Annotated in this window: 16 protein-coding genes; 4 read left to right on the top strand and 12 right to left on the bottom strand. The window is 67.9% G+C overall.

The features are described 5' to 3' along the window. The first annotated feature begins 13 nt into the window (after positions 1 to 13). The 3 genes from ACZ7SW_RS24405 to ACZ7SW_RS24395 are packed head-to-tail and all read left to right on the top strand — an operon-like array spanning position 14 to position 2074. A complete protein-coding gene (locus tag ACZ7SW_RS24405) occupies positions 14 to 595 on the top strand; it encodes a YbaB/EbfC family nucleoid-associated protein (RefSeq protein WP_470232702.1) in 582 nt (193 codons plus the stop codon). Next, positions 592 to 912: a hypothetical protein gene (locus ACZ7SW_RS24400; RefSeq protein ID WP_470232701.1), complete on the top strand. Its 321-nt coding sequence runs from the start codon at positions 592 to 594 to the stop codon at positions 910 to 912. Before ACZ7SW_RS24405 ends, ACZ7SW_RS24400 begins: the two co-directional genes overlap by 4 nt. Positions 913 to 925: 13 nt before the next feature. Then, positions 926 to 2074 carry a hypothetical protein gene (locus tag ACZ7SW_RS24395; RefSeq protein WP_470232700.1) on the top strand — a complete coding sequence of 383 codons (1149 nt, stop codon included), beginning with the start codon at positions 926 to 928 and terminating at the stop codon, positions 2072 to 2074. Here ACZ7SW_RS24395 and ACZ7SW_RS24390 read toward each other — a convergent pair. From ACZ7SW_RS24390 to rpoB, 3 genes are all read right to left on the bottom strand, one after another. Further along, positions 2035 to 2748: a hypothetical protein gene (locus tag ACZ7SW_RS24390; RefSeq protein WP_470232699.1), complete on the bottom strand. Its 714-nt coding sequence runs from the start codon at positions 2746 to 2748 to the stop codon at positions 2035 to 2037. The two genes, ACZ7SW_RS24395 and ACZ7SW_RS24390, sit on opposite strands and share 40 nt — an antisense overlap. Positions 2749 to 2833: 85 nt before the next feature. After that, positions 2834 to 6745: a DNA-directed RNA polymerase subunit beta' gene (locus ACZ7SW_RS24385; protein ID WP_470232698.1), complete on the bottom strand. Its 3912-nt coding sequence runs from the start codon at positions 6743 to 6745 to the stop codon at positions 2834 to 2836. Between the two features lie 90 nt (positions 6746 to 6835). Further along, a complete protein-coding gene (gene rpoB / locus ACZ7SW_RS24380) occupies positions 6836 to 10339 on the bottom strand; it encodes a DNA-directed RNA polymerase subunit beta (protein ID WP_470232697.1) in 3504 nt (1167 codons plus the stop codon). 720 nt (positions 10340 to 11059) lie between these two features. Between rpoB and aroQ the strand changes: the two genes are divergently transcribed. Then, positions 11060 to 11506, top strand: coding sequence for a gamma subclass chorismate mutase AroQ (gene aroQ / locus ACZ7SW_RS24375; RefSeq protein WP_470232696.1), 447 nt, complete (start codon positions 11060 to 11062; stop codon positions 11504 to 11506). A 57-nt stretch (positions 11507 to 11563) separates the two neighbouring features. On the opposite strand, the gene ACZ7SW_RS24370 is transcribed toward aroQ, so the two are convergent. Genes ACZ7SW_RS24370 through ACZ7SW_RS24330 form a run of 9 tightly spaced genes read right to left on the bottom strand, consistent with a single transcriptional unit; the run spans position 11564 to position 21152 of the window. Continuing rightward, complete coding sequence (locus tag ACZ7SW_RS24370; protein WP_470232695.1) at positions 11564 to 12637, bottom strand: VirB8 family type IV secretion system protein; 1074 nt, start codon at positions 12635 to 12637, stop codon at positions 11564 to 11566. 26 nt (positions 12638 to 12663) lie between these two features. Further along, positions 12664 to 13272, bottom strand: a complete 609-nt coding sequence (locus tag ACZ7SW_RS24365; RefSeq protein ID WP_470232694.1) for a hypothetical protein — start codon at positions 13270 to 13272, stop codon at positions 12664 to 12666. 36 nt (positions 13273 to 13308) lie between these two features. Beyond that, entirely contained in the window at positions 13309 to 14571 is a 1263-nt protein-coding gene (locus ACZ7SW_RS24360; protein ID WP_470232693.1) for an MCE family protein, read from the bottom strand. Further along, the gene (locus ACZ7SW_RS24355) at positions 14571 to 15791 is read right to left on the bottom strand and encodes an MCE family protein (protein ID WP_470232859.1); all 1221 of its coding nucleotides are present in this window, start codon (positions 15789 to 15791) and stop codon (positions 14571 to 14573) included. The genes ACZ7SW_RS24360 and ACZ7SW_RS24355 overlap by 1 nt, the downstream gene beginning before the upstream one ends. Positions 15792 to 15801: 10 nt before the next feature. Further along, positions 15802 to 16983, bottom strand: coding sequence for an MCE family protein (locus ACZ7SW_RS24350; protein ID WP_470232692.1), 1182 nt, complete (start codon positions 16981 to 16983; stop codon positions 15802 to 15804). Continuing rightward, entirely contained in the window at positions 16980 to 17966 is a 987-nt protein-coding gene (locus tag ACZ7SW_RS24345) for an MCE family protein (RefSeq protein ID WP_470232691.1), read from the bottom strand. Before ACZ7SW_RS24345 ends, ACZ7SW_RS24350 begins: the two co-directional genes overlap by 4 nt. Further along, on the bottom strand, positions 17963 to 18991 hold the full coding sequence (locus tag ACZ7SW_RS24340) for an MCE family protein (protein ID WP_470232690.1): 1029 nt from the start codon (positions 18989 to 18991) through the stop codon (positions 17963 to 17965). Before ACZ7SW_RS24340 ends, ACZ7SW_RS24345 begins: the two co-directional genes overlap by 4 nt. Next, positions 18988 to 20319, bottom strand: a complete 1332-nt coding sequence (locus ACZ7SW_RS24335; protein WP_470232689.1) for an MCE family protein — start codon at positions 20317 to 20319, stop codon at positions 18988 to 18990. Before ACZ7SW_RS24335 ends, ACZ7SW_RS24340 begins: the two co-directional genes overlap by 4 nt. After that, entirely contained in the window at positions 20316 to 21152 is an 837-nt protein-coding gene (locus ACZ7SW_RS24330) for an MlaE family ABC transporter permease (protein WP_037360186.1), read from the bottom strand. Before ACZ7SW_RS24330 ends, ACZ7SW_RS24335 begins: the two co-directional genes overlap by 4 nt. Between the last annotated feature and the right edge of the window lie 2 nt (positions 21153 to 21154).

The raw sequence follows: 21154 nt of genomic DNA, 5'->3' as shown, positions 1-21154 counted from the left end.
AGGTGTGACCGCCGTGTCCGAAGAGATGGACCGACTCGTCGCGGAGTTCGAGAAGTTCCAGACGAAGCTCAAACAGGCCGAGGCGCAGTTCGCGAAGGTCGGCGACATGCAGGAGGAACTGAGCGCGCTCGAAGCTCAGGTGATGTCGCCGGACCGGTCGGTCACCGTGGTCGCGGGCCCCAGCGGTTCGGTCAAGGACCTCCGGCTCTCCCCGGACGCGCTCCGCCAGCAGCCGGACCAGCTGGCGTCCACGATCCTGGCGACGCTGCACCAGGCCGTCGCCGAATCCGCGCGCAAGCAGGCCGGGATCGTCGACGAGCACGTGGGCACGGCCTTCGGGCTGAACGTGTCCGAACAAGTTCTCGAAGCACAAGCCGCGGGCATGGGAACCACGGTGGAGGAATTGGAGTCCAACCTCCCGGAGGCGCAGCCGCAGCGGCCGGCGACGCCGGTTCGCGACGAGGAGGACTTCGCGAACAACGACCTGCTTCGCACCCAGCAGCAGCCGGCGCAGGCCGCTCCGCCGCCGCCTTCCGCTTCGGCGGGCGACCAGTTCCTCAAGAACTTGTTCAACGACGAGGAGGACCACCGATGACCCACAGCGTCGTCACGACCGCCATCACGAAGTACTCGACCGGACTCGACAACTACAAGAGCGAGGCGGGCAAGTTCGGCAACCTCGTGGGCCAGGCAGACGTGGGCGACAAATCGTGGGGCCTGATCGGGCTGGTCGCCAAGCAGACCTACACGGGCAAACTCGAAGAACTCAAGCAGCTGCTCGAGGCCATGAAGAGCGGCGTCGAGGTGTTTCAGGAAAAGCTCGGCAAAGCCGCGGAGATCTACGACGGGCACGAGAAGGACACCGTCATGACCTTCGGCAAGTTCGACGCGAAGATCGACGGACCGCTCTGAGCGAGGGGAACTCATGGGACAGGACAGCGTCGCCGACGGCGTAAAGATCAAGCACGAAGACGGGTTCGGCCACGACGCGCTCGAAGCGGCCAAGAAGACGCCGTTCGTGGGCAAGGGCGTCAACACGATCTCCGGTGCCATCGACAACTACGGCGACGCCAAGAGCTTCGGCGACTTCGCCTCCGCCAGCGGACAGCTGGTGCAGGACGGCGCCGGCTTCGTCGCGGGCGCGGCGGTCGACCTCGCGAGCTTCGCGCTCGACCCGGTCGGCTGGCTGGTCAGCAACGGCCTGAACATGCTGATCGAACTGATCCAGCCGCTGCAGGACGCCCTGCACTTCGTCACCGGCGACGGTCCCGCCCTCAAGGAAGCCTCCGGCAACTTCGTCGAGATCGGCAAGGGCTTCGTCACCCTGGCCGACAACTTCGTCAAGGAAGGCGACGAGGCGCTCAAGGACTGGCAGGGCGAGGGCGGCGACGCCGCGAAGAAGGCGCTCGCCCAGTTCTCCGAGGGCATCAAGGGCATCGGCTCCAGCGCGGGCGCGGTCGCCGAGACCCTGCAGATGTGGTCGATGGTCATGACCGTCATCGAAGAGGTCGTCAAGGCCCTGATCTCCGAACTGGTCAGCTGGCTCATCTACCTGTGGCTGCCCGCGCTCGCCGCCTCCGTCGTCAGCCTCGGCTCGTCGGTCGCCGCCGCGATGACAGCCTCGGTCGCCCGCGTGGCCAGCACGGTCAGCCGGGTCACCAGCCACCTCGGCAAACTCGGCCAGCTGATCGAGAAGTTCCTGACGTTCCTCGCCAAATGGGCCGACGAGATGATCAAACAGGGCTCGAAACTCACGCCGTCCGGGGCCCGGATCACCCCCGGCACGGAAAAGGCGATCGACGGCGCGTTCGCCGCCGCCTCCGGAACCAGGGCGAGCGCCTTCGGCACCGCGACGGTCGACGCGCTGAAGAACGCGCCGGGCGAGGCGATCAAGCAGGTCATCGGCGTGAACCCGAGCGACCTGAGCAAGGGCTCGTCCTACGTCGGCAAGGGTGCGTTCGACTTCGTCGACAAGACGATCAGCAACACCCGGGACATCACCAAGTCCGAGGGCGCGAGCGACGAGGCCGGGGATCACACGGCGAAGGAAACCAAGGAAAACCTGGACATGTAAGGGGAACGGGCGCGGCTGGGACCCCCGGCCGCGCCCGGAGCGGTCAGAGCCGGTGCCCGCAATCCGCGCAGAACACCGCTCCCGCCTTGGCTTCCTTGCCGCATTCTCCACAATGGACAGTCGGGGCCAGTGAACTCCCGCACCCCGTGCAGAACTTCCCGCCGTTCACCTTCAGGCCGCAGTCCGGGCAGGTGAGTTTCGCGCGGGTGCCCAGGTCCTTGGTCCAGTTCTTCTCGCGCGCCTGGTCCCAGATCTGGTCCCGCTGCGCCGCCGCCTGCGCGAGAGATCTCCTCCGCCACGATCGGCGAACAGCGCAGGCACTGGCCGATTTCCTCGTTCCAGCACTGATCCGCGCACATCCAGTCGCCGCAGCCGCGGCACTGGCGAAAGCGCGGGGTGATCTCCTCGACCGCCGCGGTCAGCGCCCGGTCCTTCGCCGACGAGTTCGTCGCGCGGTCGTATTTCCACTGGTCCGCGGAGCTGCTCAGCTGCTGCAGCGTCCCGCCGAAGAACGAGCCCACCGCGCGCAACATGCCGCGCCCGGTCTCCATCGCGTCCCGCTGGAACGCCGAGCGGTACCCGTTTCCGCAGCGCTCGCAACGGAACTCGAACTGGTAGCCCTTGCGTTGGAGAGATCCGAGAAGTTGTCCGTGAACGCCCGCGACGTCAGCCACGCGCGCGAATGTAAGCCATCGGAGCACCGCGACGAAAAGCCCCCGGTCACGAGGACCGGGGGCTTTTCGTTCAGCTACGCGAGGTTCAGCGGAAGTCGCGACCGAAGTCGTAGTCGTCCAGCGGAACCGCGGCGCCGGTGCCCGAACCGAACACGTCCGGGGTGTAGTAACCGTCGTCGTAGGACGGGATCGCGTACGCCGCGACCCGCGCCTCCTCGGTCGGCTGCACCTGGATGTTCCGGTACTTGTTGATGCCAGTACCGGCCGGGATGAGCTTACCGATGATGACGTTCTCCTTGAGGCCCACGAGCTTGTCGCTGCGGCCGTTGATGGCCGCGTCGGTCAGGACTCGCGTGGTCTCCTGGAACGAAGCCGCCGACAGCCACGAGTCCGTGGTCAGCGACGCCTTCGTGATGCCCATCAGCACCGGACGGCCCGAAGCCGGCTCGCCGCCCTCGGCGACCGAGGCCCGGTTCGTCGCCTCGAACTTCGTCCGCTCGGGCAGTTCGCCCGGCAGGAAGTCCGTGGCACCGGAGTCGATGATCGTCACGCGGCGCAGCATCTGCCGCACGATGACCTCGATGTGCTTGTCGTGGATCGACACACCCTGCGCCCGGTACACCTTCTGGACCTCGTCCGTGAGGTGCATCTGCGCTTCGCGCGGGCCCATGACGCGCAGGACCTCGTGCGGGTCCGGCGTGCCCTCGAGCAGCTGCTGGCCGACGTGGACGTGGTCGCCGTCGCCCAGCGGGCCGTTCGGGGTGTTCGCGAGCCGCTGCCGCTTGGACAGCTTGTCGAAGACGATCTCCTCCGACCCGTCGTCCGGGATCAGGGTGATCTTCCAGAACCGCTCGCTCTCCTCGATCCGCACGCGGCCGTCGACGTCCGCGATCGGAGCCTTGCCCTTCGGCACCCGAGCCTCGAAAAGCTCGGTGACACGGGGCAGACCGGTCGTGATGTCGTCACCGGCGACACCACCCTGGTGGAACGTACGCATCGTCAGCTGCGTGCCCGGCTCACCGATCGACTGGGCGGCGACAATGCCGACCGCCTCGCCGACGTCGACGAGCTCGCCCGTCGCCATCGAACGGCCGTAGCAGGTCGCGCACACACCGACGGCCGACTCGCAGGTCAGCACCGAGCGGACCTTCACCTTGGTGATGCCGCTGGAGATGAGCTTGTCCAGCGCCGGGTCGCCGATGTCGTCGCCCGCGTTCAGCACGACGTTGCCCTTGGCGTCCACCGCGTCCGTCGCGAGGTTCCGCGCGTACACGCTGGTCTCGACGTGCTGGTCGCGCACGACCTTGCCGTCGCCGAGGTCCTCGCCGATCGGCATCATGATGCCGCGCGTGGTGCCGCAGTCGACCTCGCGGACGATGACGTCCTGCGAGACGTCCACCAGACGACGGGTCAGGTAACCCGAGTCGGCGGTACGCAGCGCCGTGTCCGCCAGACCCTTCCGGGCGCCGTGCGTGGCGATGAAGTACTCCGCCACCGACAGGCCTTCACGGAAGTTCGCCTTGATCGGACGCGGGATGTACTCACCCTTCGGGTTCGACACCAGACCACGCATCCCGGCCAGCGAACGGACCTGCGTCATGTTTCCGGCGGCGCCCGACTTCACGATCATGGCGATCGGGTTGTCGTCCGGCAGCGCCGTCTCCATGATCTTGTGGACCTCTTCGGTCGCCTGCGTCCACACCTTGACGAGCTCGTTGTTGCGCTCGGCGTGGGACAGCTGACCGCGCTGGTAGCGCTTCTCGACCTGGTCGGCCTTGCCCTCGTACTCGTCGAGAATGGCCTTCTTGCCGACCGGGGTCAGCACGTCCGAGATCGCGACCGTGACGCCCGAGCGGGTCGCCCAGTAGAAACCGGCGTCCTTGAGCTTGTCCAGCGTCTGCGCGACCTGCGTCATCGAGTACCGCTCGGCGAGGTCGTTCACGATGGCCGCCTGCCGCTTCTTCGGCATCGGCTCGTTGATGAACGGGTAGTCCGCCGGAAGCAGGTCGTTGAACAGCACGCGGCCCAGCGTCGTCTCGGCCAGCCACGCCTTGCCCGGCTCCCAGCCCTTCTCCGCGAGCGCCGCCTCGTCGGCCTTCGCCGGCTGCCGGTCGATGACGCGGATCTTGACCGGGGCGTGCAGGCTCAGCGCCTTGCGGTCGAACGCCATGATCGCCTCGGCGGGCGAGGAGTACGCGTTGCCCGCGCCCTCGGCGTTCTCGTTCAGCCGGGTCAGGTGGAACAGACCGGTGACCATGTCCAGCCGCGGCATGGCCAGCGGACGGCCCGACGCCGGCGACAGGATGTTGTTCGCCGACAGCATCAGGATCCGGGCCTCGGCCTGCGCCTCGGCCGACAGCGGCAGGTGCACCGCCATCTGGTCACCGTCGAAGTCCGCGTTGAACGCTTCGCAGACCAGCGGGTGCAGCTGGATGGCCTTGCCCTCGACCAGCTGCGGTTCGAAGGCCTGGATGCCGAGGCGGTGCAGGGTCGGCGCACGGTTCAGCATCACCGGGTGGCCGGTGATGACCTCTTCGAGCACGTCCCACACCTGCGGCCGCGAGCGCTCCACCATCCGCTTGGCGGACTTGATGTTCTGCGCGTGGTTCAGGTCGACCAGCCGCTTCATGACGAACGGCTTGAACAGCTCGAGCGCCATGTCCTTCGGCAGACCGCACTGGTGCAGCTTCAGCTGCGGACCGACGATGATGACCGAACGGCCGGAGTAGTCGACACGCTTGCCCAGCAGGTTCTGGCGGAACCGGCCCTGCTTGCCCTTCAGCAGGTCGGACAGCGACTTCAGCGGCCGGTTGCCCGGGCCGGTGACCGGACGCCCGCGACGGCCGTTGTCGAACAGCGCGTCGACGGCCTCCTGCAGCATCCGCTTCTCGTTGTTGACGATGATCTCGGGCGCGCCGAGGTCGATCAGCCGCTTGAGCCGGTTGTTCCGGTTGATCACGCGGCGGTACAGGTCGTTCAGGTCCGACGTGGCGAACCGGCCACCGTCGAGCTGCACCATCGGGCGCAGGTCCGGCGGGATGACCGGGACGGCGTCGAGCACCATGCCGCGCGGGTCGTTGCCGGTCGCCTGGAACGCGGCGACGACCTTGAGCCGCTTCAGCGCGCGGAGCTTCTTCTGCCCCTTGCCGTTGCGGATGGTGTCGCGCAGGTTGTCGGCCTCCGCGGCGACGTCGAACTCGGTCGCCAGCTTCTGGATCGCCTCGGCGCCCATGCCGCCGGTGAAGTACTCGCCGTACCGGTCGATCAGCTCGCGGTAGAGCAGCTCGTCGGCGATCAGCTGACGCGGCTCGAGCTTCGTGAAGGTCGTCCAGACCTCCTCGAGACGGTCCAGCTCGCGGCCGGCGCGGTCGCGCAGCTGGCGCATCTCGCGTTCGCCGCCCTCCTTGACCTTGCGGCGCACGTCGGACTTCGCGCCCTCCGCCTCCAGCTCGGCCAGGTCGGCTTCCAGCTTCTGCGCGCGGGCCTCGATGTCGGCGTCGCGCTTCGTCTCGAGGTTCTTGCGCTCGACGCCGATCTCGTTCTCGAGGGTCGGCAGGTCGTTGTGCCGCAGCTCGGTGTTCACGCCGGTGATGACGTAAGCCGCGAAGTAGATGATCTTCTCGAGGTCCTTGGGCGCCAGGTCAAGCAGGTAGCCAAGGCGCGACGGAACGCCCTTGAAGTACCAGATGTGGGTGACCGGCGCGGCCAGCTCGATGTGGCCCATCCGCTCACGGCGCACCTTGGCGCGAGTGACCTCGACGCCGCAGCGCTCGCAGATGATGCCCTTGAACCGGACGCGCTTGTACTTGCCGCAGTAGCACTCCCAGTCCCGGGTCGGACCGAAGATCTTCTCGCAGAAGAGCCCGTCCTTCTCCGGCTTGAGGGTCCGGTAGTTGATGGTCTCCGGCTTCTTGACCTCGCCGAAGGACCACTGACGGATGTCGTCGGCGGTGGCGAGGCCAATCCGGAGCTCATCGAAAAAGTTGACGTCCAGCACGTCTAGATCCCCTTGGGGTTGATTCGGCTAGAGGAGGGGTCGGCGGTGGAGCCGGGATCCGCGGGAGGCAGATCCCGGCTCGACACCGAATCAGTGCACGACGTCGTCCACCGAGGGCGACTCGTTGCGGGACAGGTTGATGCCGAGGTTCGCCGCGGCGCGCTCGAGGTCCTCGTCGTCGGAGTCGCGCATCTCGATCGCCGCGCCGTCGCTGGAGAGCACCTCGACGTTGAGGCACAGCGACTGGAGCTCCTTGAGGAGCACCTTGAACGACTCCGGGATGCCCGGCTCGGGGATGTTCTCCCCCTTCACGATCGCCTCGTACACCTTGACGCGGCCGACCACGTCGTCCGACTTGATCGTGAGCAGTTCCTGCAGCGTGTAGGCCGCGCCGTAGGCCTGCATCGCCCAGCACTCCATCTCGCCGAAGCGCTGGCCGCCGAACTGCGCCTTACCGCCCAGCGGCTGCTGGGTGATCATCGAGTACGGGCCGGTGGAGCGGGCGTGGATCTTGTCGTCGACCAGGTGGTGCAGCTTCAGGATGTACATGTAGCCGACCGCGACCGGGTACGGGTACGGCTCGCCGGAGCGGCCGTCGAGGAGCGTGGCCTTGCCGTTCTCCTTGACCATCCGCTCGCCGTCGCGGTTCGGCTTGGTCGCGCTGAGCAGACCGGTGAGCTCCTCTTCCTTCGCGCCGTCGAACACCGGGGTCGCGGTGTTCGTGTTCGGCGCGACGTCGTAGAGCTCCTCGGACAGGTTCTTCGCCCAGTCCGGGTTGCCCTCGATCGTCCAGCCCTGCGAGGCCAGCCAGCCGAGGTGCAGCTCGAGGATCTGGCCGATGTTCATCCGTCGCGGAACACCGTGGGTGTTCAGGATGATGTCGACCGGGGTGCCGTCCTCCATGAACGGCATGTCCTCGACCGGCAGGATCTTGCCGATGACACCCTTGTTGCCGTGCCGGCCGGCGAGCTTGTCGCCCGGCTGGATCTTGCGCTTCTGGGCCACGTAGACGCGGACCAGCTCGTTGACGCCCGGGGGCAGCTCGTCGTCGTCCTCGCGGGAGAACACGCGGATGCCGATGACCTTGCCGGTCTCGCCGTGCGGCACCTTCAGCGAGGTGTCGCGGACCTCGCGGGCCTTCTCGCCGAAGATCGCGCGGAGCAGGCGCTCCTCCGGGGTCAGCTCGGTCTCGCCCTTCGGCGTGACCTTTCCGACCAGGATGTCGCCGTCGCGGACCTCAGCTCCGATCCGGATGATGCCGCGCTCGTCGAGGTCGGCCAGGACCTCCTCGGAGACGTTCGGGATGTCCCGGGTGATCTCCTCGGCGCCCAGCTTGGTGTCGCGGGCGTCGATCTCGTGCTCCTCGATGTGGATCGACGTCAGCACGTCGTCCTGCACCAGGCGCTCGGAGAGGATGATCGCGTCCTCGTAGTTGTGGCCCTCCCACGGCATGACCGCGACGAGGAGGTTCTTGCCGAGCGCCATCTCACCGTTCTCGGTGGACGGGCCGTCGGCGATGACCTGGCCCTGCTCGACCCGGTCGCCCTCGTTGACGATCGGCCGGTGGTTGAAGCACGTGCCGTGGTTGGAGCGGCGGAACTTGTACAGTCCGTAGCTCTTCCGCGTGCCGTCGTCGTGCATGATCGTGATGATGTCCGCGGACAGCTCCTCGACCACGCCCGCCTGCTCGGCGACCAGGACGTCCCCGGCGTCGACCGCGGCGCGCAGCTCCACGCCGGTGCCCACGTACGGAGCCTGGTTGCGCAGCAGCGGAACGGCCTGGCGCTGCATGTTCGCGCCCATCAGCGCGCGGTTCGCGTCGTCGTGCTCCAGGAACGGGATCATCGCGGTGGCGACGGAGACCATCTGCCGCGGCGACACGTCCATGTAGTCGATCTCGAGCGGGTCGATCAACTCGACCTCGCCGCCCTTGCGGCGACCCAGGACCTTGTCCTCTTCGAAGTGCCCGTCGTCGGTCAGCGGCGCGTTGGCCTGCGCCTTGACGTAGCGGTCTTCCTCGTCCGCGGTCAGGTAGTCGACCTGGTCGGTGACCTGGCCCTCGACGACCTTGCGGTACGGCGTCTCGATGAAGCCGAACGGGTTGACCCGCGCGTAGGAGCACAGCGAGCCGATCAGGCCGATGTTCGGGCCTTCCGGCGTCTCGATCGGGCACATCCGGCCGTAGTGCGACGGGTGGACGTCGCGGACCTCCATGCCGGCGCGCTCGCGGGACAGACCGCCCGGGCCGAGGGCCGAAAGACGACGCTTGTGCGTCAGGCCCGACAGCGGGTTGTTCTGGTCCATGAACTGCGACAGCTGCGAGGTGCCGAAGAACTCCTTGATCGCCGCGCCGATCGGGCGGATGTTGATCAGGGTCTGCGGCGTGATCGCCTCGACGTCCTGCGTGGTCATGCGCTCGCGCACGACGCGCTCGGTGCGGGAGAGGCCGACCCGGATCTGGTTCTGGATCAGCTCGCCGACGGTGCGCAGGCGGCGGTTGCCGAAGTGGTCGATGTCGTCGGTCTCGACCGGCACCTCGACGCCGGCGACACTGGTCATCTTGTCCTCGCCGGCGTGCAGCCGGACCAGGTACTCGATGGCCGAGACGATGTCCTCTTCGGTCAGCGTGCCGGTCTCGTACGGGGTGTCGAGGCCCAGCTTCTTGTTGACCTTGTAGCGGCCGACCTTGGCCAGGTCGTAGCGCTTCGGCTTGAAGAACAGGTTCTCCAGCAGCGTCTGCGCGCTCTCCTTCGTGGGCGGTTCGCCCGGGCGCAGCTTGCGGTAGATGTCGAGCAGCGCCTCGTCGGTGCCAGCGGTGTGGTCCTTCTCGAGGGTGGCCAGCAGCGTCTCGGAGAACGAGAAGCGCTCGCGGATCGCCTCGGTGGACCAGCCGAGCGCCTTCAGCAGCACGGTGACCGGCTGGCGGCGCTTGCGGTCGATGCGGACGCCGACGGTGTCGCGCTTGTCCACGTCGAACTCGAGCCACGCGCCGCGGCTCGGGATCACGCGCACGCTGAAGACGTCCTTGTCGGTCGTCTTGTCGACACTGCTGTCGAAGTACACACCCGGAGAACGCACCAGCTGGGACACGACGACCCGCTCGGTGCCGTTGATGATGAAGGTGCCCTTGTCGGTCATCACCGGGAAGTCGCCCAGGAAGACCGTCTGGCTCTTGATCTCGCCAGTGTTGTTGTTGACGAACTCGGCGGTGACGAACAGCGGGGCCGCGTACGTCATGTCCTTGTCCTTGCACTCCTCGATCGAGGCCTTGACCTCGTCGAAGCGCGGAGCGGAGAAGGAAAGGGACATCGAGCCCGAGAAGTCCTCGATCGGCGAGATCTCGTTGAGGACCTCTTCCAGACCGCCGACCGGGTTTTCTTCGCCTTCGTTGACGCGGCGCTCGAACCACGCCTCGTTGCCGGTGAACCACTGGAACGACTGGATCTGGACGTCAAGCAGGTTCGGGGTGGAGAGTGGCTCGCGGATCTTCGCGAAGGAGACCCGCTTGGGCGCTCCGGGGATTCCCGTGGCCTGCGCGCGGGATTCAGCCGAGGTGGTCGCAGCAGTGGCCTGGTTCGCGGGAGAGACTGCCAAGATGCGTCCTTCCGGGGACAATGAGCGGTGAGCAGCCGCGATGGCAACAAGCTGTCGCGGACTGTCAGGGGTGCCGTGTGCCCACTATCCTAACTACCGGCTCCGGGCAGCCTGAAAGAGGGCAGCGCAAAGAAACAGTCTAGCCCCGATGGCGCGGTCTGTCCAGGGGGCACTCCCGACGGGGCCCAGCCTGCATCGCGTCACCTTGGGGCAGTGCGTCTCCCTGAGCCTCACTGCGACCTTCCGGCTCCCGGTTCGCCCGGGTTTTCGCGCCCCTCCCGCAAGGTTCGCGTTCCCCGGCCGTGACCGTTGGCAGTAAGCGTGAACCCACGCGGCGATTGAGTCAAGATGCCGCGCGGCGGTCCCGCCGGTTGGCGCAGCGTCGAAGCGGGACAGCACAGGGTGACCGATCCGGGCGCCGCCGGAGTTACCGCCGGGTACCCGGGGGCAGCGGCGCAGGTCGGCCCGGCCGAGACGCAGGCAGGCGGCCCGCGCGCAGGTGCGATGACCGTTTTCCGCGTGGTGCGGCGGGCGCGGGATGGATCACATTCCGCGAGCGGTCGTGCGCCGAGCGGCATCGCCGGATAGGGGAACTTCGGGCAGCTCGAACGCGAATTCCGGGTCCCCCGGGCAGGGGTTGCGCGCGGCGAGCGCGGCGGTTGGCGGCGGCGCGGTCCCGGTGATCAACTGGGCGGGGCCGAACTCCCGGAGGTGCGCACGATGCCGGAACCCGACGCCTCGCTTTCCGCGCTGGTCCTGCGCAGACTGGCGATCAGCGAGCAGGTCGCCGCCGCGAAGTTCGGGGCCGGGCGGCCGGTCGACGATCCCGTCCGCGAGCAGCGGGAGCTGGCCCGCGTCCGGGCGCTGGCCCGCGAAATCGGCCTCGACCCGGGTCTCGCCGCCGGAGTGCTCTCCGACCAGATCGCCGCCAGCAAGCAGGTCCAGCACCGGCTCTACGCGCACTGGACCGAGCATCCCGGCGACCGGCCCGAGGGCGGACCCGACCTGTCCGTGCTGCGCGCCGAGCTGGACGGGCTCACAGTCGCTCTCCTGGACCAGCTGGCCGCGACCGGCCCGGAACCCCTGACGCCGCCGGAAACCCCGGACGAGCTGAAGCAGGAGCCGCTCCGGACGGCTTTCCGGTCCCTGACCCGGCGACGCTCGTGACAACGGCCCGCCCCCGGAGCTTCCGGGAACGGGCCGTGACGTCTGCCTAGGACTGTCTTACTTGGACGGCGGGGCCGAGGCCGGTGCGGACGGCGCGGGAGCGCCGGCGGCCGGTGCGGCGGCCTTGTAGGTGTCCATGTCGGTGATCTTCCAGGTGTCGCCCTGCAGCTGGGCGTCCACGTGCATCTGCGCCGTGCCGGCGGCGGTCTGCTTGGTGTCCGCGCGCGTCGACGTCTGGTCGATGAACAGCATCACCCGGGCCAGATCGCCGTTCAGCCGGATCACCGCGCTGCGGGTGACCTTGCAGGTCACGACCACCTTCTGCTGCGGCGCGAGCTTCTTGACCTGGCCCATCAGCGCGTTGTAGCTCGTCTTGACCTGATCGGTCGCGAGCAGCTGGTTGGCCGCGTCCTCGGTCTTCTTGATGTTGTTGAAGTCGTAGGAGAACAGCGTCTCGACCGCCTTCGAGACCTGGTCCTTCACCTGCGCGGTCTTCGCCACGTCGAGCACCGCGCGGTTGCTCGTCGAATCGGCCGCGTCGGAGCCCTTGACCTGGAAGATGACCGCCGCGGCGACCAGCGCCAGTCCGACCACCAGCAGCAGCGCTACCCGCACGGTGTTGCGGCTGACCACGGACCGCTGGGCCGGGAGCTCAGCGTCCTCGTCGTCTTTGGCCCGTGCCTTGGTCTCGGCTTCCTCGACGTCCGAGGGCTTCGCCGAACCGGTGTCCCGCTTCTTCCGGCGCGGGCTCGGCCGGGCCGGTTCCTCGTCGACCGTCTCGCCGGTGAGCGCGTCGACCTCTTCGGCCGGAGCGTCCTTGCTGACCCCGGCGACCTCGGCTTCCCCGGCTTCCGGTTCAGCGGCTTCGACGGTGTCTTCCCCGACCGCGGCGGGCTCGGACTCCGCGGGCTCAGTATCCGGCTCGGCCGGGCGCACCAGCCCGCCGCGCGGGATCCGCAGTTCCTGGGTCACCTCGGCCGGATCCGCGTCGGGGAGCGGCCGCGGCCGGGGGCGCGGCTTGGGCGAGGCCGCCGGCTCCGCCGGGTCCGACGGCTTGCGCAGCCCGGCGACCTTCGGCCTGCGGGCCGGTGGCGTGCTGCTGCGCGGTGGCTGGCGACGGGAGGGGGGCACTGCGGAACTCCGATCTGCGGGTGAAGCTACTGGCCGGCGGCGACGAGCGGCACTTGGTCGATCCCGGACAGCTTCCAGTCGCCGCCGACCCGGGTCATCTGGACCTCGAGCCGCAGCGCCTTGGTGGCGTTCTTGCCGCCTGCCGAGGTGTCCGTGCTGATCGCGGCCAGGAAGCTGGCCTTGCCGTCGTGATCGTTGAGCTCCTCGACCGCGATGTCCTGGATCGTGGTGGTGACCTTGACCTTCTGGTCGGTCAGCGCCTTCGAGTAGTTCGGCTGGGCCTGCGCGATCTGCTTGGCCATGTCGTCGCTGGAGACCGACTTCTGCTTGGCGAAGTAGTCGTCGAGGTGCTGGTAGTCGACCTGGGTGTAGGCCAGCACCGCGGCGGAACCGTCCTTGAGCACGTCGTCGCGAGCCGAGGCCAGGTCCCGGTCGCCGTCCAGCTCCGCGACCAGCCACATGATCCCGAACACAATCGCCACCACCAGCGCGGCGAGGGCGAACGCCCCGGACCCGAGCAGCCAGACGCGCGGCGATCCGGGAAGCGTCCACTTTTCCTGCGCCGCCACCGCCGTTGCCGGTTCGGGCGTATCAGCGGTCACCTCTTCCTCGGCGACCGCGTGCTCGGCACTCATAACACTCCAGAGTAGGTAACAGTCATCAAATCCCGGTCAGCCGACCCCGAGCAGCGCGCCGAGGCTGTTCAGCGAGACCCCGGGGCTGCCGACGACACCGGGCACCTGCGAGTCGCGCATCTCCTGCAGTTCCTGCGCCGGCCGGTTCTGGTTGGCCGCGATGTCCTGCTGCGACGGCTGCACCGGCACGCCGTTGTAGGGCGCGTTCTGGGAACCCCGGACGTTGATCGGGCTGCCCTTCGGCTCGGCGCAGTAGGCCTTGTCGGCCTCCGGACGGTACGAGGTGTCCGAGCCCGGACGGTACTGGCTGTAGGGCAGATAGCCCTTCGTGCACGACGGCGGGTTGAACAGGTTCAGCACCAGGCCGAGGTGCGCGGTCCCGTCGCCGGGGGCCACCGACGGCGCGGCGGCCGCCAGTGCCGGATAGGTCACCAGGCCCTGTTCGAGGCCGTCCAGCCGGGTCACGGTCAGGTTGGCCGTCGTCAGCAGGTTCGCGGTCAGCGCGCCGAGACCGGGCCCGGTGTCCTTGACCACCTGGCTGATCTGGGTCGCCACCTGCGGGGTGACGCCGATCAGCTTGCGCAGGTCGCCGTCGGAGTTCTTGAGCGTCCCGCTGAGCTGGTTGAGGCTCTTGGAGAAGGACGCGAAGTTCGACGCCTCGTCGTTCTGCGTGTCCAGCACCTTGCCGCCGGCCTGCAGCAGCTGCACGGTCTGCGGCAGGTACTGCTGCGCGGTGGTGGTGAAGCTGCGCGCGGTGTCCATCAGTTTCTGCAGGTCGCCGCCGGTGCCGCGGAAGGCGTCGTAGGACTCGTCGACGACCTTGCGCAGCGCGTCGGTCGGCACCGAGGCCGACAGCGAGTCGAGGTCGCCGAGCAGCCGGTCGGTGCTGACCGGGGTGCTCGTGCGCGCGGCCGGGATCACCGAGCCGCCCGCGAGGTAGGGGCCCTGGTCGTTCTTCGGCCGCAGATCGACGTACTGCTCGCCGACCGCGGACCGGTTGGCGATCACCGCGTCGAGGTCGGACGGCACGCGCGGGGCCGACGGGTCGATGTTCAGGTCGGCTTCGAGCCCGGTCTGGGTCAGCCGCAGCTGCCCGACGCGGCCGACGTTGAAGCCCCGGTAGGTCACCTCGGCGTTGGTGAAGATCCCGCCGGATTCGTTGAGCTGCAGCTTCACCGTGTAGCCGCTGCTGCCGAACACCGTGCCGAGGCCGGCGAAGCGGATCAGCGCGTACACGATCGCCACGACCGAGATGATCGCGAACAGCACCAGCTGGATTTTCGTCCTGCGCAGCAACATCAGCCAGCACCTCCGGAAAGCACCCCGAACAGGCCGGACAACCCGCCTTGCGCCGGCTGTCCGCCGCCCTGGCCACCGGTCGAGGACGGGGCCTGTTGCTGCGGCGCGGGCTGGCTGCCCGGGAACGACAACGGCGGCGGCTGGTTCGCCGGCGTGCCCTCGACGCCGCCGGTCAGCCCGGGAACCGGGAGCAACCCGTTCAGCCCGTTCTGCCTGCTGCGGCCGAGGTTGTCGATGACGTTCTTCAGGTTCAGGTCGACCTTGGCGAACAGGTTGAAGTAGTCGCCCTTGACGTCGTTGTAGGCCTGGTCGGTGAACGGATAGGTCAGCAGGATCTCCAGCGCCTTCGGCAGGTCGCTGCCCGCCTCGCCGAGCTTCTGCAGCGTCGGCGTGAGCGCCTTCAGGTCGGCCACCAGGTCCGCCTTGCTCTTGTTCACCGTGTCGGTCGCGACGCCGGAGAGGTTGTTGAGCGCGTTCAGCATGGTCACCAGCTGGCCGCGCTGCTGCTCCAGCACCCCGAGCCCGGGCCCGAGGTTGTCGACCGCGCCGACCAGCTTGTCCTTCTGGTCCCGCAGGGTCATGGACAGCCGGTTCAGCCCGTCGAGCGCGCGGGTGATGTTGGCCGACTGGTTGTCGAGGTTGGTGACCAGCTCGTTCGCGTTGGCCAGCAGCGCCTTGATGTCCGGCTCACGGCCGGCGGTGGCGTTGTTGAGTTCCTTGGTGATCGTGTTGAGCTGCTCCACGCCGCCGCCGTTGAGCAGCAGGGACAGCGCGCCGAGCACCTCCTCGACCTGGACGTCGCGGCCGGTGCGCGCGAGCGGGATGGTCGCCCCGTTCGCCAGCTGCCCGGTCGCCTCGGTGCCGCCCGGCGAGGCCAGCTCCACGTACTTCTCGCCGAGCAGGCTCGACTGCTTCACGTTGGCCATCGCGTTGGCCGGCAGCTTGACGTCGCCGTTGACCTCGACGGTCACCTCGGCGTGCCAGCCGTCCGGCGTCAGCCCGATCGCCTTGACCTGCCCGACCGGCACCTCGTTGACCTTCACCCCGGACTGCGGGACGAGGTCGAGCACGTCCTTGAACTGGATCTTCAGCGTGTACGGGTGGCTGCCGAGGTCGGCCCCGCCGGGAAGCGGGACGTCGTAGACGCCGTTGAACGCGCAGCCGCTCAGCACGAGCGCGGTCACCGTGGTGAGCGCCCCGCCCGCGGCGAACTTCGTCAGTCGCTTCACGTCAGCTCCCCTGCGTCCCGTAGACCTGGCCCTGCAGCGGGAGCGGCAGCGGCGGCATCTGGCCGTTCTGCATCGCCTGGAGCACCTGCGCGGTGGACGGGAGCGGAACCACGCCGTCGACCACCTTCGCGATGCCGTCGCAGGCGTTGCCGAGCAGCTGCTTGGTCACCGAGGTCTGCTTGAGCAGGCTGCAGACCATCACCAGCGGCGGCGCGGTCAGCTCGTTGAGGTTCGGCCGCGCGTCGAGCGTGCCGGACGAGCCGTTGTAGACGCCGACGATGTTGGACAGCGCGACCGGCGCGACGTCGAGGATCTCGGCGAGCGAGCTGCGCTGGTCCACCAGCACCTTGGTCACGCTGGCCAGTTTGTCCACATTGGACTTCAACCGGCCGCGGTTGCGTTCGATGAAGCCCTGCACCGACTGCAGCGTGGTGCCGAGCTGCTGCACGGTCTGGGCGAGATTGTCCTTCTCCCCGGCCAGGAATCCGCTCACGTCGGCGAGCTGGCTCTCGAACTGGCGCACCTGTCCGTCGCTGTTGGCGAGCGACTGGGAGAACTTGCCGAGGTTCTGCACCGTCTGGAAGAGATCGTCCTTGTTGCCCGCCAGCGTGCCGGAGGCCTGCCCGAGCTTGGTGATCGTGTCGTGCAGCGCCTTGCCGTTGCCGTCGAGGTTGTTCGCCGCGGTGTTCAGCAGGTCCGAGAGCGAGCCGTTCTTGTTGGCCCCGTTCGGTCCCAGCGTCTCGCTGACCTTCGCCAGGCTTGCGGCGAGCTGGTCGACCTCCAGCGGCACCTCGGTGCGGTCGAGGCCGATCGTCGCGCCGTCGGAGATCCGCGGGCCGCCGGTGTAGGCCGGGGCGAGCTGGATGTAGCGGTCGCTGACCAGCGACGGGGCCACGATGAGCGCCTTGGCGTCGGCGGGCACCGCGACCGAGCGGTCGTATTCGAGGTCGACCCGGACCTGGTTGCCCATCGGCTGGATCTTGGTCACCGTGCCCATGTCCACGCCGAGCATCCGGACGCTGTTGCCCTCGTAGAGGCCGACAGCACCGGCGAAGTACGCGGTCAGATGGTTGCGGCCGGCGTCCTTGAGGGTCCACCAGAGCGCGCCCGCGACCACGAGCGCGAGGACGATCGCGATCGTGAAGCCGCGGGTGAGCGACTGGCCGAAGCGGGTGTCGGTCATTTGGAGTTGCACCCCTCCGGATTGAGCGGGCCTACCGAGGGAAGCACCAGGCCGCAGATGTAGTTGTCGAACCAGTGCCCGGTGCCGATCGTGTTGTTGAAGACCCGGATGAACGGGGCGAACTTCTGGATCCCCTGCGCCAGCGAGTCCTGGTTGCGCTGCAGCATCGACGTGAGCTGGTCGAGCTGGGTGAGCACCGGGTTCAGCTGGCCGTCGTTGTCGTCGACCAGGCCCTGCAACTGCGTCGAAAGCCGCTTCGAACCGTCGAGCAGCGTCTTGATCGCCTGCTCGCGCTTGCCGATCTCGTCCAGCAGCTGGTTGCCGTCGGTGATCAGCTTCTGCACCTCGGCGTCGCGGTCGACCAGCGTCTGCGACACCTGGCGCGTGTTGGCCAGCAGGTTCGCCAGCTGCGAATCGCGCTTGGCGATCGTGTCCGACAGCTTCGACAGCCCGGACAGCGCGCCCTTCACGTCCTGCGGGGTGTTCGAGAACGTCTGGGTGATCGCCTCGAAGCTCTTCGACAGCTGGTTCGTGTCGATCGCGTCGACCGTCTGCGACAGGCCGCGGAACGCGTCGAGCACGTCATACGGCGACATCGTGCGGTCGCGCGGGATCGGCGCGCCGGGGTCGAGGTTGCCGTTGCCCTGCGGGTCGAGCGCGAGGTACTTCTGGCCGAGCAGCGTCTTGATCTTGATCGCCGCCGTGGTCTTGTCGCCCATCCAGGCGTCCTTGACCTTGAACGACACCTTGACCGACGCGCCGTCCAGCTTGATGTCGGACACCTTGCCGACCTTCACGCCGGCGATCCGCACGTCGTTGTCCTTCTGCAGCCCGGCCGCTTCGGAGAAGTCCGCGCTGTAGGTGGTGCCGCCGCCGATCACCGGCAGGTCCTCGGAGTTCATCGCGGCGACGAGGCCGAGCGCCATGACCGCGATGCCGACCAGCGCGATCGGGATCGGATTGCGTTTCTGGAAGGACTTCATCCCTTGCACCTGTCCCGGTTCGTCGGCAAGAGCGTGAAGTTCGTGTTCGGCAGCAGCGGCGGCGCGCCGACCGTCCCCGTCATCTCGCACGCGTAGAAGTTGAACCACGAGCCGTAGTCGGCGGTGCGGGTGAGCGCGCTGACCTTCTTCGGCATGAACTGGATGAAGTGCTCGACGAGCGGTTCGTTCTGGTTCAGGTTCGTGGTGAGCTTGCCAAGAGCGGCGATGTCGTCCTTCAGCGGAGCCCGCGCGTCGGTCAGCAGCCCGGCGGTCGTGGTGGCCAGGTTGCCCAGCCCCTCGATCGCGTCGCCGATCGGCTTGCGGTCCGCGGCGAGTCCGGACACCAGCTGCTGCAGCTTCACGATCAGGTCGTTGAGCTGCGGGGTGTGCTGGTTGACCGTGTCGAGAACCGAGTTGAGGTTGTCGATGACCTCGCCGATCACCTGGTCCTTGTTCGCGATCGTGGTGGCCAGCGAGGCGGTGTGCGAAAGCAGGCTCTGCACCGTGCCGCCCTCGCCCTGCAGGACCTGGATGACCTCGTACGACAGCTTGTTCACGTCGCTCGGGTTCAGCGCGGTGAACAGCGGCTTGAAGCCGTTGAACAGTTCGGTCAGGTCCAGCGCGGGCGTGGTGCGCTCGAGCGGGATGGAATCGCCCGGCTTGAGCGTCGCGCCGCTGGTGTCGTCGCCCTCGCCGAGGGAGACGTAGCGCTGGCCGACCAGGTTACGGAACTTGATCTGCGCGGTGACGCCCGCCGGGAGCTTGCGTCCCGAGTCGACCTCGAAGTCCACCTGCGCCTGGCGCTTGTCGACGATCTTCACGTCCTTGACCTGGCCGACGCGGACGCCCGCGATGCGCACGTCGTCGTTCGGCAGCAGGAGCGTGGCGTCGGTGAACCGCGCGGAGTAGGCGCTGGTGCTGGTGGTGTTGATGTTCGCGATGCTGATGCCGAGCACGGTCGTGAACAGCACCGTGACCACCACGAAGATGGTCAGCTTGATCAGCGGTGCGGCGAGTCCCCTCACTTGACCGTCACCTCCGTGCCCCGGTAGAGCGGGCCGACGAGCAGCGAACCCCAGCCGGGGAACTGGCCCTGCGAAATCCCCATCTCCGGGCTGACCAGCGCGGCGAGGAAGTTGTTCTCCGCCGCGGTGTTGACCGGGTTGCCGCCCGGGGATCCGCCGCCGTTGGCCCCGACCGCGTCCGCCTTGAAGTTGGCCGGGTTCAGGCCCTCGCCGACGGTCTTCGGAGCCGCGCCCTGTTTGGTGCCGTCCTTGAACGGACCGTCCGGCGGCTGCTGCGGGAACGGGTCCGGCGCGGGGTTGAGGTCGTAGCAGCGCGGACCGCGCTTGTCCTCGAACCTCGGTTCCTCGCCCGGCTTGTACGGCCCGCGGTTCACGACGACCTCGATGGTGGCGTTCAGGCCGGGCTTGCCGTTGTACTTGCCCAGCGCCGCGTCCGCGACCGGCACGACCTTCGCCATCTGCTTCAGCACGCACGGGTATTCCGGCGAGTACTTGGCGAGCAGTTCGGCGGTCGGGCGCGCGGTGCTGGCGAGGCTGATGAGGTTCTGCGAGTTCGCTTCCAGGAAGGACTGCAGGTCCTGCGACGCCGTGGTGAGGTTGCCGTAGAGGCTCGACAGGTTCCCCTGCTCGGCCACCACGGTGCGGGTGGTCGTGCTCAGGTTGTCCAGGCTCTGCACCAGATCCGGCGTCGCGTTGCTCAGGTGGCCGGAGAACTCCGCGAGCGCCCGCAGGTTGTGCTGCAGTTCCGGCTCGTGCGGGTTCAGGTCGCCGATGTACTGGCCGAGCTGCGAAAGCGTCTCGCCGAGCGGTTTGCCCCGGCCCTGCAACGCGGTCGAGATCGCGGTGAGCGTGCTGGACAGCTTCTGCGGCTGGACCGCCTGCAGCACCGGCATCAGGTGCTCCAGCGCCTGCTCCAGTTCGATCGCGCTCGACGTCCGGTCCTGGGTGATCACGTCGCCCTGGGAAAGCGTCTTGCCCGACGGGTCCTTCGGAATCTCCAGCGACACATAACGTTCGCCGAACAACGTCTTCGGCAGGAATCGCGCGGAAACGTTCTGCGGAATCAGCTTCACCGACTCCGGGTCCATCGCCAGCGTCAGTTCCGCGCCGTTGTCGGTGGCCTTGATGTCCTCCACCGAACCGACGATCAAACCGCGGACCTTCACGTCCGACTGCTTGAGCAATTGGTTGCCGATGCTGCCCGCGTCGAGCTTCACGGTGACGAACTTGCTGAACGCCTTGTCGTACATCGCGATGCTGAGCGCGATCCCGCCGACGAGCACCGCCACCAGCAGCAGGCCGAGCAACCTGCGCCGTAGTGTGGTCATCCCGCAATCCTCACCGTGACGTCGGTTCCCCAAATCGCGAAACCGATGAAGAAGTTCACGACCGAAACCGTGACGATGGAAAGCCGCACCGCGCGGCCGACGGCCACGCCCACCCCGGCGGGCCCGCCGCTGGCCCGGTACCCGAAGTAGCAGTGCGAAAGAATGATCAAAACGCTGAAGATCAGCACCTTGATGAACGAATAGAGCACGTCTTGCGGTGGTAGGAACAGGTCGAAGTAATGGTCGTAGGTACCCGCGGATTGTCCGTAGATATAGATAACGACCAGCCGCGAGGCGAGGTACGAGCTCAGCAGGCCGATCACGTACAGCGGGATCACGGCCACGAACCCGGCGATGATCCGCGTGGTCACCAGGTACGGGAGGCTCGGCACGCCCATCACCTCGAGCGCGTCGATCTCCTCGGAGATCCGCATCGCGCCGAGCTGCGCGGTGAAGCCCGCGCCGACCGTCGCCGACAGCGCGAGCCCGGCCACCAGCGGCGCGATCTCGCGGGTGTTGAAGAACGCGGTGAGGAAGCCGGTGAAGGCCGAGGTGCCGATCGAGTTCAGCGCCGAGTAGCCCTGCAGGCCGACGAGGACACCGGTGAACAGCGTCAGGCCGACCATCACGCCGACCGTGCCGCCGATGACCGCGAGCGAGCCGGAGCCGAAGCTCACCTCGGCCAGCAGCCGCAGCACTTCCTTGGTGTAGCGGCGAAGCGTGCGCGGCGTCCACAGCAGAGCCCGGCCGTAGAACGACATCTGGTCGCCGAGCGTGTCCAGGGTCTCCAGCGGGCGGTTGGCGATCCGCTTCGCCCCCGAAAGGAACGTCATGG

Source organism: Amycolatopsis sp. NPDC114484 (assembly GCF_055633755.1).
This window is presented reverse-complemented; position numbering and strand designations above follow the sequence as displayed.